General features: G+C 39.2%; 13 protein-coding genes. 11 read left to right on the top strand and 2 right to left on the bottom strand.

Annotated features, from left to right (window positions below):
* Nucleotides 1-432: 432 nt before the first annotated feature.
* Nucleotides 433-1,977 (top strand): glutamine-hydrolyzing GMP synthase, encoded by a 1,545-nt coding sequence (guaA, locus tag LU279_RS03230; RefSeq protein ID WP_274421139.1) that lies wholly within the window; start codon nucleotides 433-435, stop codon nucleotides 1,975-1,977.
* Nucleotides 1,978-2,269: 292 nt separating this feature from the next.
* On the opposite strand, the gene LU279_RS03225 is transcribed toward guaA, so the two are convergent.
* Nucleotides 2,270-2,800 carry a helix-turn-helix domain-containing protein gene (locus tag LU279_RS03225; RefSeq protein ID WP_009247529.1) on the bottom strand — a complete coding sequence of 177 codons (531 nt, stop codon included), beginning with the start codon at nucleotides 2,798-2,800 and terminating at the stop codon, nucleotides 2,270-2,272.
* A gap of 448 nt (nucleotides 2,801-3,248) precedes the next feature.
* Between LU279_RS03225 and LU279_RS03220 the strand changes: the two genes are divergently transcribed.
* The 10 genes from LU279_RS03220 to LU279_RS03175 all read left to right on the top strand — a co-directional run bounded on the left by LU279_RS03220 (nucleotide 3,249) and on the right by LU279_RS03175 (nucleotide 13,485).
* Complete coding sequence (locus LU279_RS03220; protein ID WP_009247528.1) at nucleotides 3,249-3,437, top strand: transcriptional regulator; 189 nt, start codon at nucleotides 3,249-3,251, stop codon at nucleotides 3,435-3,437.
* Complete coding sequence (locus tag LU279_RS03215) at nucleotides 3,438-4,529, top strand: site-specific integrase (RefSeq protein WP_009247527.1); 1,092 nt, start codon at nucleotides 3,438-3,440, stop codon at nucleotides 4,527-4,529.
* Complete coding sequence (locus LU279_RS03210) at nucleotides 4,519-4,854, top strand: plasmid mobilization protein (protein ID WP_009247526.1); 336 nt, start codon at nucleotides 4,519-4,521, stop codon at nucleotides 4,852-4,854. Before LU279_RS03215 ends, LU279_RS03210 begins: the two co-directional genes overlap by 11 nt.
* On the top strand, nucleotides 4,844-5,998 hold the full coding sequence (locus LU279_RS03205; RefSeq protein ID WP_009247525.1) for an AAA family ATPase: 1,155 nt from the start codon (nucleotides 4,844-4,846) through the stop codon (nucleotides 5,996-5,998). The genes LU279_RS03210 and LU279_RS03205 overlap by 11 nt, the downstream gene beginning before the upstream one ends.
* 355 nt (nucleotides 5,999-6,353) lie before the next feature.
* Nucleotides 6,354-7,493, top strand: coding sequence for a plasmid recombination protein (locus LU279_RS03200; protein ID WP_019190307.1), 1,140 nt, complete (start codon nucleotides 6,354-6,356; stop codon nucleotides 7,491-7,493).
* Between the two features lie 26 nt (nucleotides 7,494-7,519).
* Nucleotides 7,520-7,897: a TnpV protein gene (locus LU279_RS03195; RefSeq protein WP_009247523.1), complete on the top strand. Its 378-nt coding sequence runs from the start codon at nucleotides 7,520-7,522 to the stop codon at nucleotides 7,895-7,897.
* 453 nt (nucleotides 7,898-8,350) lie between these two features.
* On the top strand, nucleotides 8,351-9,895 hold the full coding sequence (locus LU279_RS03190; RefSeq protein WP_009247522.1) for an ATP-binding cassette domain-containing protein: 1,545 nt from the start codon (nucleotides 8,351-8,353) through the stop codon (nucleotides 9,893-9,895).
* 84 nt (nucleotides 9,896-9,979) lie between these two features.
* The gene (locus tag LU279_RS03185) at nucleotides 9,980-10,477 is read left to right on the top strand and encodes a nucleotidyltransferase domain-containing protein (protein ID WP_009247521.1); all 498 of its coding nucleotides are present in this window, start codon (nucleotides 9,980-9,982) and stop codon (nucleotides 10,475-10,477) included.
* 1,164 nt (nucleotides 10,478-11,641) lie between these two features.
* Entirely contained in the window at nucleotides 11,642-12,097 is a 456-nt protein-coding gene (locus tag LU279_RS03180; RefSeq protein WP_274421016.1) for a MarR family winged helix-turn-helix transcriptional regulator, read from the top strand.
* Nucleotides 12,098-12,126: 29 nt separating this feature from the next.
* Nucleotides 12,127-13,485, top strand: a complete 1,359-nt coding sequence (locus LU279_RS03175) for an MATE family efflux transporter (protein WP_274421014.1) — start codon at nucleotides 12,127-12,129, stop codon at nucleotides 13,483-13,485.
* Between the two features lie 330 nt (nucleotides 13,486-13,815).
* Here the strand turns inward: LU279_RS03175 and hpf are convergent, their stop codons facing one another.
* Entirely contained in the window at nucleotides 13,816-14,343 is a 528-nt protein-coding gene (gene hpf, locus LU279_RS03170) for a ribosome hibernation-promoting factor, HPF/YfiA family (RefSeq protein WP_274421012.1), read from the bottom strand.
* Between the last annotated feature and the right edge of the window lie 130 nt (nucleotides 14,344-14,473).

Here is a 14,473-nt window from a genome sequence, read left to right as displayed (position 1 = left end):
AAGTTCTATAAAGAAGGAGGGCCGGGCTGTACGGCCCGGCGAGTATGAAAAAGAAAAATTTGATTTATGTAAAAAAGCATTCGCTTTATTTACTTAATACTATAAATGGAATTTGTGATGAAAATGTGAGGATAAGTTGAAAAAAGAATGATGTAATTCTAAAAAACCTGTAAAATCAGCGAAAGCGTTTTTCCGACATATGTATACAAAAACCTTAAGACATACAGGTTAAAATGCTGTCAGCGAAGATGGTCGGGAATGTTTTTTATCAGATTGCTGTGAACATAGTAAAAAATAACAAAAATTTTTGCGAATCCTGGCCTGACGAAAAAAAATATTGTAAAATACATTCTCCTTCTATATAATAGGAAAAGAAAAAACAGGAAAAGCAAACGAGCGCGTTGCTCATAACCAACTCTCAGGAGGAAAATAATGAAAAGAGAAACAGTTGTTGTACTTGATTTCGGCGGTCAGTATAATCAGTTGATTGCCCGCCGTGTAAGGGAATGCAATGTATATTGTGAAATCTATTCCTACAAGACAGATATTGAAAAAATAAAAGAAATCCAGCCGAAGGGAATTATTTTTACAGGCGGACCAAACAGTGTGTATCTGGAAGATTCTCCTGCGTATACAGAAGAAATTTATAAACTCGGAATCCCGATCCTGGGAATCTGCTACGGTTCTCAGCTTATGATGCACCAGCTTGGCGGCACAGTAGAAAAAGCTCCTGTACGCGAATACGGAAAAATTGAGGTTAATGTAAACACAGATTCTGCACTGTTTCAGAACGTTTCTCCAAAAACAATCTGCTGGATGAGTCATAATGATTACATTTCCAAAGAAGCCCCAGGCTTTGAAATTTCCGCCTGGACCAATGACTGCCCTGTAGCTGCAGTGGAAAATAAAGAAAAGAAGCTTTATGCAGTTCAGTTCCACCCGGAGGTTCTTCATACTCAGGAAGGAACCAAAATGCTGTCCAACTTTGTATATCAGGTATGCGGATGTGCCGGAGACTGGAAAATGGATTCTTTTGTGGAAGATTCCATTAAGGCAATCCGTGAAAAGGTAGGAAATGGAAAAGTTCTCTGCGCTCTTTCCGGCGGAGTGGATTCTTCTGTGGCAGCCGTCCTTCTTTCAAAAGCAGTAGGAAATCAGCTTACCTGCGTATTTGTGGATCACGGTCTTCTCCGCAAAGATGAAGGCGATGAAGTGGAAGCAGTTTTCGGCCCGGAAGGTTCCTATGATCTGAACTTTATCCGCGTAAATGCTCAGGAACGTTTTTATGAAAAACTCAAGGGTGTTGAAGAGCCGGAACGTAAACGTAAGATTATTGGCGAAGAATTTATCCGTGTGTTTGAGGAAGAGGCAAAAAAAATCGGCGCTGTGGATTTCCTTGTACAGGGAACCATTTATCCGGACGTGGTTGAAAGCGGCGTAGGCGGCGAGTCCACTGTCATTAAATCACACCACAATGTGGGAGGACTTCCTGACTATGTTGATTTTAAAGAAATCATTGAGCCTCTGAGAAATCTGTTTAAAGATGAAGTGCGTAAAGCCGGACTTGAACTGGGCATTCCGGAGTATCTTGTGTTCCGCCAGCCGTTCCCGGGTCCCGGACTGGGTATCCGTATTATCGGAGAAGTAACTGCCGAAAAAGTAAAAATGGTTCAGGAAGCAGATGCCATCTGGCGTGAGGAAATTGCAAATGCAGGCTGGGACAAAAAGGTAAATCAGTATTTTGCAGCCCTGACAAATATGAGATCTGTCGGAGTTATGGGTGACGAAAGAACCTATGATTATGCCATTGCCCTTCGCGCAGTCACCACCACAGATTTTATGACTGCCGAAAGCGCTGAGCTTCCCTGGGAGATTATCGGAAAAGCTACCAGCAGGATCGTTAATGAAGTAAAACATGTCAACCGTGTTCTTTATGACTGCACCGGAAAACCTCCGGCAACAATTGAGTTTGAATAAATCGAGTTGCTTAAAAAAGCCAGTGTTTATGCGGGTTTCAGCGATTTCGATTAGTCTTTTGATAACAAATTGATAACAGTCATAGCAAGTGCCATTATTCTTGTTATCCAGTGGTTTATGGGTAACGGAACAATTAACAGGTGGCTTGCAGACTAAAGTTCGGAGCTTGGCTCTGAACAAATTCCATATTATAAACTAAGCCCTTAGCTGTGGTTAATAACCATAGTTAAGGGCTTTTTTGTCGTTGCCAAAGCATCTGTAGGGAGCTGCCAGTGGCAGGTCCTGTAGGTGCTTATTTATCTTTCAAGTGGTCTTTGAATGCTTCCACGAGAGCGTCACTTAATTCCTGTGATGGAACTTTTGCCCAACGCTGTGTGGTGTCGAACTCTGGATAATGGTAACGCCAGTTATCGTATTCTTCTCTGTTGATTTCTTCGGAAGATAGCTTGTCTGCCTGTTCTTTCCAAGCATACAGCATTTTGAGGAGTTCATATGCTTCTCTGCCTTTGTCCTTGTTGACCTTTAAGCATACCTCTCCGTCTGCTTCACTGACAGTAAGACCGTAAATATCTTCAAGGGTAAACAGAGTGTGCATAAGACCGATATAGCTGTCTATGTCAGGAACATCAAGAGCCTGTGGAGAAACATCAAGCACCTGTGCCAATGCATTTGTAAGGTCTGCTTTCGGTTTGCGTGTACCAGTTTCGTACTGTGCCAAACGCACATCAGCACTCTTTTCTGGAAAACCGATTGCTGTACCGAGATACTTTTGTGTCATACCACGCATTAGTCTGAAAAAATGTATTCTTTCGCTGATAGCCATAATGATACGCTCCTTTTATATTTAGTGAAATAAGTATAGCAGAAATGTTTAGTGGAAGTCAAGAAAAACCGAAACAAAAATGTTTAATATTTTCTTTGCAACCACTTGACAATAGCAAATATGTTTAGTAAAATAAATTACGAATTAAACAAATATGCTTAATGCGACAACTGAATGACCGTCCGAAAAGCCAAACCGCCAAGACCTCGTCGGAGCAAGTTCCGTATCGTTCGCTTGTGTGCAAGCACAAAAGCTCATTCGCTGCACTGCTCCTCCTCTTCCCCAAAAGTCTCCGACTTTTCGGGAACCCCTATACGAGCGAGCGCCTGATGTACTGCGGTGCATTGGGACAGCACAGCGCCTGCCGACAAGCAGGAGTGCCTGTTGGAACTTTAACACGGAGAAAGCGGCAAGCAAAAAATTATTTTAAGAAAGGAAGAAAAAGGATATGGAAAACAGATTTATCCGAGCCGAAGATGTGGCTCAGGAACTAAACGTATCAAAACCTTATGCATATAAACTCATCAGACAATTAAATGAGGAATTGAAAGCAAAGGGCTTTATTACGATTGCAGGGCGTGTAAATCGCCAGTATTTTTACGAAAGGCTCTACGGAGCAGGAAAGGGGGAAATGTAAATGCCGGTATTTAAGAATGAAGATAACGGTACTTGGTATGTGATGGCAAGGTATGTGAACTGGAAAGGGGAACGCAAGCAGAAATGCAAGCGTGGCTTTGCTACCAAACGAGAAGCACAGGAATGGGAAAGAATGTTCAAATTGCAGACTTCTTCAGACCTTGATATGAGTTTTGAAGCCTTTACGGAGCTTTATATCAATGATGTGAAGAACCGTTTGAAGGAAAACACGTGGCTTACCAAAGAGCATATCATACGCACAAAGATACTTCCGTATTTCGGGAAACTGAAAATCAGCGAGATTTCCACAAAGGAGATTATTACTTGGCAGAATGAAATGCTTGCCTATCGTGATGAGAAGAAAAAGCCTTATTCACAGACGTATCTGAAAACGCTGCACAATCAGTTGTCCGCCATTTTCAATCACGCTGTCCGCTACTATGAACTGCGTTCCAATCCTGCGGCAAAGGTGGGAAATATGGGACGTGAGGAACACAAGGAAATGCTGTTCTGGACAAAGGAAGAATACAAGAAATTCTCTTTTGAGATGATGGACAAGCCTGTTTCCTTTTATGCGTTTGAAATGCTTTACTGGTGCGGTATCCGAGAGGGCGAGCTGTTAGCTTTGACTCCGGCAGATTTCAACTTTGATAAGGAAACAGTCACAATCAATAAATCCTATCAGCGTTTGAAAGGGCAGGATGTGATTACTTCTCCGAAAACGAAAAAGAGCAACCGCACGATTAAAATGCCGAAGTTTCTGTGTGAGGAAATGAAAGAATATCTCGGTATGCTTTACGGATTGAAGAAGAAAGACCGTATCTTTACGGTGACGAAAAGCTATCTTCATCACGAGATGGACAGAGGGGCAAAGGCGGCAGGCGTGAAGCGTATCCGCATTCACGATCTCCGTCACAGCCACATTTCACTCTTGATTGATATGGGCTTTTCTGCGGTGGCGATTGCTGACCGAGTTGGTCACGAAAGTATTGATATTACTTATCAGTACGCACACCTCTTTCCGTCAAAGCAGATTGAGATGGCAGAAAAATTAGATGATTTAGGGAAAGGAGATTTTGAAAATGTCAGCTAAGAACAGAGATAACAAAAATCGTTGGAGGAATATCACAGTAGGGTTTCGAGTATCGCCCGAAGAAAACGAACTCATTAACAGAGCTGTAGCTCTATCAGGATTGCCAAAACAGGAGTATTGTTACCGCCGTTGCTTAAATCAGGATGTGGTGGTACAGGGCAATCCGAGAGTGTATAAGGCGTTGAAAACGGAATTTGCCACAGTCCTTGCGGAACTGAAAAGGATTGAAGCAGGAAAAGGTGTGGATGATGAACTGCTGAGTGTAATAGAACTGATTTCCATTATTCTCGGCGGTTTGAAAGGAGAGGATGCGAATGGAGAATAAAAAAGAAATGACTATTCCAAATGTATCTGCGGCAACAGATGCGGAACAGTCACTTTCCAAATGTACTGACAATAGTATAGTCAATCAGGATACGGATTTCAAGGGGTACGAGCAATCTTTTGAAGAAATGCAAAGGGAAATACTCAGACAGTTAGACCCTTCCTATCTGAAAACAGTATCAATGACAACGCTGTATGATACGGTGTTTGAGGTTCAGACACCACTTATCGACGGTCTGCTCCAAAGGGGAACTTACCTTTTCGTAGGTTCCCCGAAAGTGGGAAAGAGCTTTATGATGGCACAGCTTGCCTATCATATCAGCACAGGCACACCGCTTTGGGAGTATAAGGTGCGTAAGGCAACGGTGCTTTATTTTGCCCTTGAAGATGATTACCCACGTTTGCAGAAGCGATTGTTTCAGATGTTCGGTGCAAAGGAGACAGGCAATCTGTATTTCGCAACGGAATGTAAAACGGTCAATGGCGGACTGGAAGAACAGATAAGAGGGTTTATGAGGGAACACCCAGACACAGGCTTGATTATCATAGACACCTTAAAGCGTGTGCGTGAAGCAGGCGGAGCAGATTACAGCTACGCAAGTGATTATGATGTTGTGGCAAGGCTGAAAGCGTTGGCAGACAGTTACAAGGTTTCAATGCTTATTGTTCATCATACACGCAAACAAAAATCGGAAGATATATTCGATATGATTTCAGGCACGAATGGTCTGATGGGTGCGGCAGACGGTGCATTTGTTCTCAGTAAGGACAAGCGTACTTCCAACAATGCCACACTTGATGTTGCTGGCAGAGACCAGCAGGATATGAAAATCCATCTTGTAAGGGACAGCGAGCGATTGGTGTGGAACTTTGCAAAATCGGAAACGGAGATGTGGAAAGAACCGCCCGAACCTCTGCTTGAGAAGATAGCGGATACGCTCTTTTCGGAAAGTGACAGATGGGAAGGAACTGCTTCGGAACTTTGCGAAAGGCTTGCGGTGGATATAAAGCCGAATGTACTTTCTTTAAGGCTCAGTATCAACGCAAGCAGGCTGTTTCGTGATTACGGTATCCGTTATCAGAACAGCCGCACACACGACGGAAGAAAGGTTTCACTTTGGAAAGAAACCGAGCAGACGGCGTGACAAACGGTGTCAAAGGTGTCAATGTTTTTGAGAGCAGCACGCTGTGAAAAACATTGTCACCATCGTCACACTTTGACACCGGATAAAGTTTAGGGGAGTGTGCAGAGAGTGCCTTTTCAAAGGCGGCTCTTTGGTCTCGCCTGCTGGCTCGGTCGGTTCGCAGGCGTGTGTGCCACCGGCACACGCTCACCCCTCGGAGAGCCTTCGGAGAACGCAAAACCTGTTTACAGGTCGCATTTTTGATGGGTGTACCCGTCAAAAGTGCTTTTGCGTTACTTTTGACAAAAGTAACAAAACCTGAGAATGTTGAAATTTACAGATGGGAGATGAAAAAATGCAGAGAACGATAAGTGCAATGGTCGGTAAAGGCTCGGTCAATCACAATAGCCGAAAGTTCCGAGCAGAAAATGTAGACGGAACTCGTACTCATCTCAATATCGACTACTGCAATGAAAATATAAAGACAGTTTATCACGAATTGTTTGATGAAGCATTGGAAAGATACAATGCCAAGCAGATAAGGTCAGACCGAAAGATAAAAGATTATTATGAAAAAATCCGAAGTTCCAAGCAGGAAAAACCGTTCCACGAAATCATTTTACAGGTGGGCGGTAAGGGAAATATGAACGCCGATACGGAAAACGGAGAACTGGCAAAGCAGATTTTAGATGAATACTATCAGGGTTTTCAGGAGCGAAATCCACAGCTTCGGGTGTTCTCGGCTCATCTGCATATGGATGAAGCTACACCACATCTGCACATAGATTTTGTACCTTTTACCACAGGCAGCAAGCGTGGACTTGATACAAGAGTGTCACTAAAGCAGGCTCTTGCAACGCAAGGTTTTAAGGGCGGCAGTCGTGGCGATACGGAGTGGTCGCAATGGATACAGTCCGAAAAAGAACAGCTTGCGGCGGTGATGGAACGTTATGGGATTGAGTGGGAACATTTAGGCACACACGAAAAACATCTTTCTGTTTTGGATTATAAAAAGCAGGAAAGAGAAAAAGAAGTGGCGGCATTAGGTGCGAAAATCGAGCAGAAACAGATTGAATTTGATGTGTTGTCGGAACGAGTATTGAACTATGATAAGGCAAAAGACGAGCTGTCAAATCTTGAAATAGAGCTTGATACTGCACCGAAATATCAGTTGCCAGAACCAGAGAAATTTATGACTGCAAAGGCATATAAAACCAAAATGGCAGAGCCGGTTGTAAGGAAATTGAAGCAACTTGTCAAAACGGTGCTTGCCCGCTGCTTTGAGGGGTGGGACAACTATCATAGGCTGAATACAGCGAATGCACAGTTATACCGCACCAATCAGCGTTTGGAGAAAGTCAATGAAAGATTGACCGAAGAAAACAAAATCCTAAAAGCAGAAAATAAAGATTACAGCCTGCTCCGTAAGGTTTTTGGTCGCAAACAGATAGATGATTTGTTGGAGCAGGCAAGAACAGTTAAAGGTCGCAAGCGTGATAATACACGATCACGATAGACAAAAATCACAGGAGGAAAAGGAAAATGACAAAGACAATTTTTGAAGAAATGGGCGGAACTTATAGACAGGTGGGTGATTATTTATTGCCGAACATCACAGTACCAGCCGAAGAAGAAATAGAGCCGATTGGTTTATGGGGGAAACGACATGCAAGGCATTTAAAGGAACACTATAAAGTGTTATATATGAACCTGCTGACAAGCGGAAAGCTGCATAGTTATCTTGCAGAAGTCGATAAGCAAGCAGAGGATATGTTTCTTCGACTGGTAAAGGAATATGCCGACAGACAAGATGTGACGGAACAATTAAAGAAAGATAATCCCTACGAATGGATTGGAAGAATGAATAATATTCAGGCTTGTGTGAGGGAAGTTGTAGGAACGGAGTTGATTTACACATAAGCGTTTTACGGTATGGTGCTCCTGCGTTTGCTGGAGTGCTGTGGTTGTGGTTGTAAAGAGGTTGTGAAAGATTGAATTTCGTAATGGTTGGATGTATAATTAGGAAGTGAAAATTTTAATTTGCACTTCCATAAGGTGAAATGTATTGACACAAAAAATACAGTATGATAGTATTGCCATTAGAAGAAAGAAAGGCACATTTTGTGTAAGGTGAGGAAATGATTAATAGATAATTTGATTTAAGTAAGACACATATAGTTATTGAGCCTGTAGAGAATAGGTTTGTTTTGTGTACGCTTAAGTTGGATTATCGCAAGAGGCATTTCCTTTGTTTTCCTTTTGGAAAAGAAATAAGGGTCTATTTAGCGAGTCTATTTTTGCGTATGCAAAAAAGACTCGTTTTTGTGTGTTCAAAATAATAATTGGCTCAGACTTCGAAAAGGAGAAACTTTAATGTTGCAGATAAAAAAATTAAATTTAACACATAAAAAAGACCTGAGAATAATTCTTAATGATTTCAACCTTGTGCTAAATGATGGAGATAAGGCAGTTATTATTGGAGAAGAGGGAAATGGGAAATCGACATTAATGAAGTGGATATACAATCCGTCGCTTGTAGAAAACTATATAGAAGCAGATGGGGAAAGGATAATGGGACACGAACGTCTTGGTTATCTTCCGCAGGAGATGCTCGATGAAGATAAGGAAAAAACAATATACGAATATTTTTCTGAAGAGGAAATATTCTGGGAGAAAACGCCTAAAGAATTGTCTGTTATTGCGGGAAAATTTGGAATGAAAAATGATTTTTTCTACAGTAACCAGACAATGGGTAGTCTTTCAGGAGGCGAAAAAGTCAAGACACAACTTATGAGGCTTTTCATTCGCGATGTTTCTGTGCTGTTGTTGGACGAACCTTCCAATGACATCGACATTGCGACGCTTACATTACTGGAAAAAATCATAAATGACTGGAAGCACATTGTGCTTTTTATTTCACACGATGAAACGCTGATAGAGCGTACTGCCAACATGGTGATACATATCGAGCAGATTATACGAAAAACAAAGGCGAGATATACCGTGGCAAAGCTTCCCTATAGACGCTATGTGGAAGAACGGCTTCATAAATTTGAAATCCAAAAACAGCGGGCACTGAGTGACCGTAGGGAGAAAAAGATTCGCGATGAAAAATATCAAAGAGTTATGCAGAGTGTACAAGGTGCATTAAGAAGTTGTACCAGACAAGCACCGTCTGTTGCCAAAAACTTAAAGGACAAAATGCATACGGTTAAGGCAATGGAACGAAGATTTGAAAAAGAAGATGAAAATATGACTCAGATGCCGGAACAGGAAGAAGCAATCTTTGTCAAATTAGGGGATGAAAACTCACACATTCCCGCAGGAAAAACGGTCATAGAATATGAACTTTCAAAGCTTGTGACTCCGGATGGCAAAAGAATTTTAGCAGAAGGAATTCATTTAAAAATAAAAGGTTCAGAAAAAATCTGTATGATAGGAGCCAACGGGGCAGGAAAAACGACTCTTCTAAAAAAGATAGCGGAAGAACTCCTAAATCGGAATGACATTAAAGCAGAATATATGCCTCAAACTTATGAAGACCTGCTGGATTTGGATGTTACACCGGTTGATTACCTTGATAAAACAGGAGATAAAGAAGAGCGTACAAGAATTAGAACATACCTTGGTTCACTTAAATACACACCAGATGAAATGGAGCATCCGATTCGGGAGTTATCAGGCGGACAAAAGGCGAAAGTGCTTCTCTTGAGGATGAGCTTAAGTGGTGCAAATGTTCTTATTCTGGATGAACCGACAAGAAATTTTTCACCATTGTCCGGTCCGGTAATAAGAAAAATGCTCCGAGAATTTCCGGGGGCTGTCATTAGCATTTCTCACGATAGAAAGTATATTGAAGAGGTGTGCGATAAAATATATCAGCTAAATCCTAATGGATTACAGCTAATTGGTGATTGATAACAAAAAGGATGAAAGACTGACAAATTTCAGGCTTTTAGTGAGTTGGAAAGCATACAAAGATTTGAATTTGGAGGATAGATTATGGTACGTACAGAAGATGCATGTGAAATTATAAAATATGCTTTGCAAAACGAAATTAAAGTATATTTAGATGGCGGATGGGGTGTTGATGCACTTCTTAAAAGAGAATCAAGAATACACAATGATATTGATTTGTTTGTTGAACTGAAACATTATCATGATTATATTTATGTGATTAAGCAGCATGGATTTGAGGAAGTAAATACTGATTATACAACGGATGGTCATACTGTCTGGAAAGATGATAAACAAAGAATCATTGATTTACATTGTTTTGAATTTACAGATGACGGAATTGTTTATGAGGGAGATATATTTCCATCAAAAACTTTTTCCGGTATTGGAAAAGTTGGAGATATAACTGTTTCTTGTATTGAACCATTGAGTCAGGTAATGCTTCATTTGGGATATGAACACGATAAAAATGATGTGCATGATGTGATGCTGTTGTGTGAAACATTTCAAATAGCAATACCAGATGAATATAAGGAAAAGTAAAATTTCAGTTTTGTGTTGAATCTCTAAGCAAAATAGCTTATAATTTGACATGCTACATATAGTTATTATCCACAGTTATCGAGTAGGTGTTATCAATGCCGATAACAAAATGATAACATTAGCTCGTATAGGCAGGATAATATGGATATATCAAATAATCAAAAGAACGAGAAACATTACAGAGAATAATTCCTAAACAAAAAGCGTTAGTCTTTGTAGAAATGGAATAAACAAAATGTCACTTAACAACCTTCGTTATCCTCTTTTTAACAAAAGTCGTTAGCGTGGGAAGAATGGCAGGCATAAAAAATAATACAAAGAAAATGAGCATGAAAAGACCTTGAAGGAGAAATCCTTTAAGGTCTTTTTTTAACGAATTTTCTGACCGTATCATCTATCAGAAACCTTGTAAAATCAATACTTTCGAGCATTTACGAATACCTTGAACGAATATCTTTTATGAATATTCGTTAAGAAAATCTTGAAAGAAATCCCAGTGCGAAAATTCGTTAAGAAAGTCGGACAGAAAGTCGGGGAGACGCTAACGGAGTTTGTTAAAAAGACGCTAACGGGATTTGTTAAATGACACAAAAATGCTTAGTGAATCCAGCATTTATGCAGGTTTGCAGCACTTTTAAAAACCTTTTGATAAAAATCCATATTAGAAAGCCCTTAGCTGTGGGTATGAAACTCATGGCTAAGGGCTTTTTGTCGTCTTTATTTATCTGGTTTGAATTGCTCTAGGAACATTTCAGCTAAGTCGTCACTAAGTTCCTGTAATGGCACTTTCTCCCACACTTAAGTGGTATCGAACTTCGGATAGTAATAACGCCAGTTATCGTATTGAAGAATTGAGAAGATGAAATAATCAGGCAAAACCAAAAAAGGAAAAATCATTAGAAGAAACGAAAAAGCAAGCGTGCTGAAAAAGCTGCACCACTATCAACAGGAAGGCAGATAACAACCAAAACAATCAGTCAAGAAAAAATCTATGGATAGAGAACGATAGGAAAGGTGGGACAGACAATAAAGAATACAATATTTGAAATATATAATTAAATATAAATTATTTGTGAAATATCATATTGTATGATTGAAAATACTACGAAATCGTAGTAATATAAATAATATGATTTCGTAGTATTTTAAAGTGGAGGATTATGTATGGATAATATAAGTAAGAAATTAGAAGCTCTCAACCAGGTCTGTGATATGATTGAAGATATTTACTATCAATATGCAAATTCTTTTGGTATTACAGATACGGAGCTGAATATTTTATATGCTTTGAGCGAACATGATGGAGAATATTTACAGAGCGATATTTGTAGAGAATGGCATTGTAGTTTGCAGACAATTCATACAACCGTAAAAAATATGGAGAAAAAAGGTATGATTGAATTGCTCTGCCAGGAAGGAAATAAAAAAAATAAGTATATTCATCTGACAATTATGGGCAAAAAGCTACTTGATAACATTATAACGCCGCTAGTAAAAGCCGAAGAAGAAGCCTTTAGAATGTTGACTGTCCAAGAGCAGGACATATTTCTTCCGTTGTTGCAGAAATATGCGGATGCACTGGATACAACAATTGGGGGCATTGCCGGTAAGAAAGACTAAAATAACTTACAAAATTAAGGAGGATATTAATGGAAACAAATATTTGTGTGTTTGAAACATTACCACCAACAAAATTATTTATAAAATGTGCTGTTCCTGCCATGTTGAGTATGATTTTCAGTGGTTTATATTCCATAGTAGATGGGATTTTTGTTGGACGTTGTATCGGTTCGGATGCATTAGCAGCAGTAAATCTTGTAATGCCACTCATTTCCATAGCATTTGCACTTGCAGAATTGATAGCAGTTGGTTCATCTGTTCAGTTAGCAATGTTGTTAGGCGAAAAAAAGCAGGAACAGGCAAATCGTACATTTAGCGTATGCATTAAAGTAATTACTGGTATATCTGTTTTCGTTGGAGTAATATTCTTTTTTTTCTGTGAACCAATGTTGACACTGATGGGAGCAAAAGGGAATGCTTTACAGTATAGTGTTGAGTACATACGAATGTATGCTGCTTTTGCTCCCTTAATTATCGTTTATTTTGCAGTAGATAACTATCTTAGAATTTGTGGTAAGCCAAAGTATAGTATGATATTGAATGTTGCAACTGCGGTGTTGAATATTATTCTTGATTTTCTTTTGATTGTTATTTGGAAACAGGGAATTTGGGCAGCTGCTTTTGCAAGTTGTATTAGTATGTCAGTTGGTACTGTAATGGCGCTTATTCCATTTATACAGAATAAGCTAGAGTTAAAATTTGTGAAAGGATGGATCCCTATAAAACAATTTGCTCAGATTATTGCTAATGGCTCATCAGAGTTTTTTGCTAATATTTCAGGTTCGATTTTTTCTTTTATTTTAAATATTGTGCTTCTTTCCGTTGGCGGATCAACTGCTGTTGCTGCAATGTCAATTGTGATGTATATTGAAAGTCTTGTTGCAGCTTTGCTTTTTGGAATGGTTGATTCTATGCAGCCTGCTATAAGCTATTGTGAAGGAGCAAGTTTGAAGAAAAGGGTATATGCACTAGAGAAACGAGTTCTCATTTCTGCAGCAGTTCTTTCTGCGATTACCTGTATAATTTTAAGATGCTGTGGAAAATGGATAGTTCCATTTTTTGTGAAACCTGATGACACAGAATTATTAAATCTTAGTATTCAAGCTATGAGCTTATATGCATTGTCATATTTAGCAAATTGGATTGATGGCTGTTTATCGGGATTTTTAACTGCTTTGGGACAAGCGGGAAGATCATTTATTGCATCAATTACGGGAACACTGCTTTTTCCAATAATAGGTCTTGTTATTTTAGTTCCGTCTATGGGATTAAATGGCGTGTACTTAATGCCGTTATTTTCTAGTATAATGAGTGCGATATTATCAATTGTATTAGTTGCTACAATAAAATCAGATTCGAGAGATTTTGGGAGAGAGTTACAAGTATAAAAACTAATATTGATTTGTTTATAGCATTGTGGTTAGATACTGTTGCATTTCTCAACACCCCCCTTATAATTTGAACCGAAACATATTGTTATTATTTACAGTTGCAGAGCAAGTGTTATCAGCAACGATAACAAAATGATAACATTAGTTCATACAGACAGAATAATATAGATAAATCAAATCGTCAAAAAATAAAAACACGATAACAAATAATCTCTAAACAAAAATAATTAGTGATTGTCGAAATGGTACAATATATAAAAGCTGAGACAGGTTTCTGCCTCAGCTTTTATATGTTTGTTAAGTTTTTTATTTGATTTTATCCATTTTTTAGAATTCCGGTTCAATAAGACCGTAAGTATTTCCTTTGCGTTTGTACACAACATTTACCTGATCTGTCTCTGCATTTACAAATACAAAGAAATTATGTCCCAGAAGCTCCATCTGAACACATGCGTCCTCCGGATACATTGGTTTGATATCAAACTTCTTGGTACGGATGATCTTTACCTCTTCATCCTCTTCATAATCTTTTTCCAGATACTCCTGCTGGAAATTACCAGATGCCTGCTTCCTGTCTACAAGTTTATTTTTGTATTTGCGAAGCTGACGCTCAATTACTTCTTCCACCAGGTCAATAGATACATACATATCATTGCTTACCTGCTCAGATCGTATAATATTTCCCTTCACTGGGATTGTAACCTCAATCTTCTGTCTTTCTTTTTCAACACTTAAAGTTACTACAACTTCGGTGTCAGGAGTGAAATACCTTTCAAGCTTTCCAAGCTTGTCCTCAACGGCTGTTCTAAGCCCTTCAGAAACTGTGATGTTTTTTCCGCTAATAATAAATTTCATACATCCATCCCCTTTGCTGTTTATTTGGGTAATGTCCACGCAGATAAAAATCTACGTCTATTACTTATGGGTTCATTATACCACATATTCATGAATTTTAACAACACTTTACAAAATTTTTATATTAATA

Origin of the sequence: Blautia sp. XA-2221 (assembly GCF_028767025.1) — a bacterium.
Lineage (GTDB): Bacteria > Bacillota > Clostridia > Lachnospirales > Lachnospiraceae > Blautia_A.
Note: the sequence above shows the minus strand (reverse complement) of the source record. Positions and strands in the feature narration are given on the sequence as shown.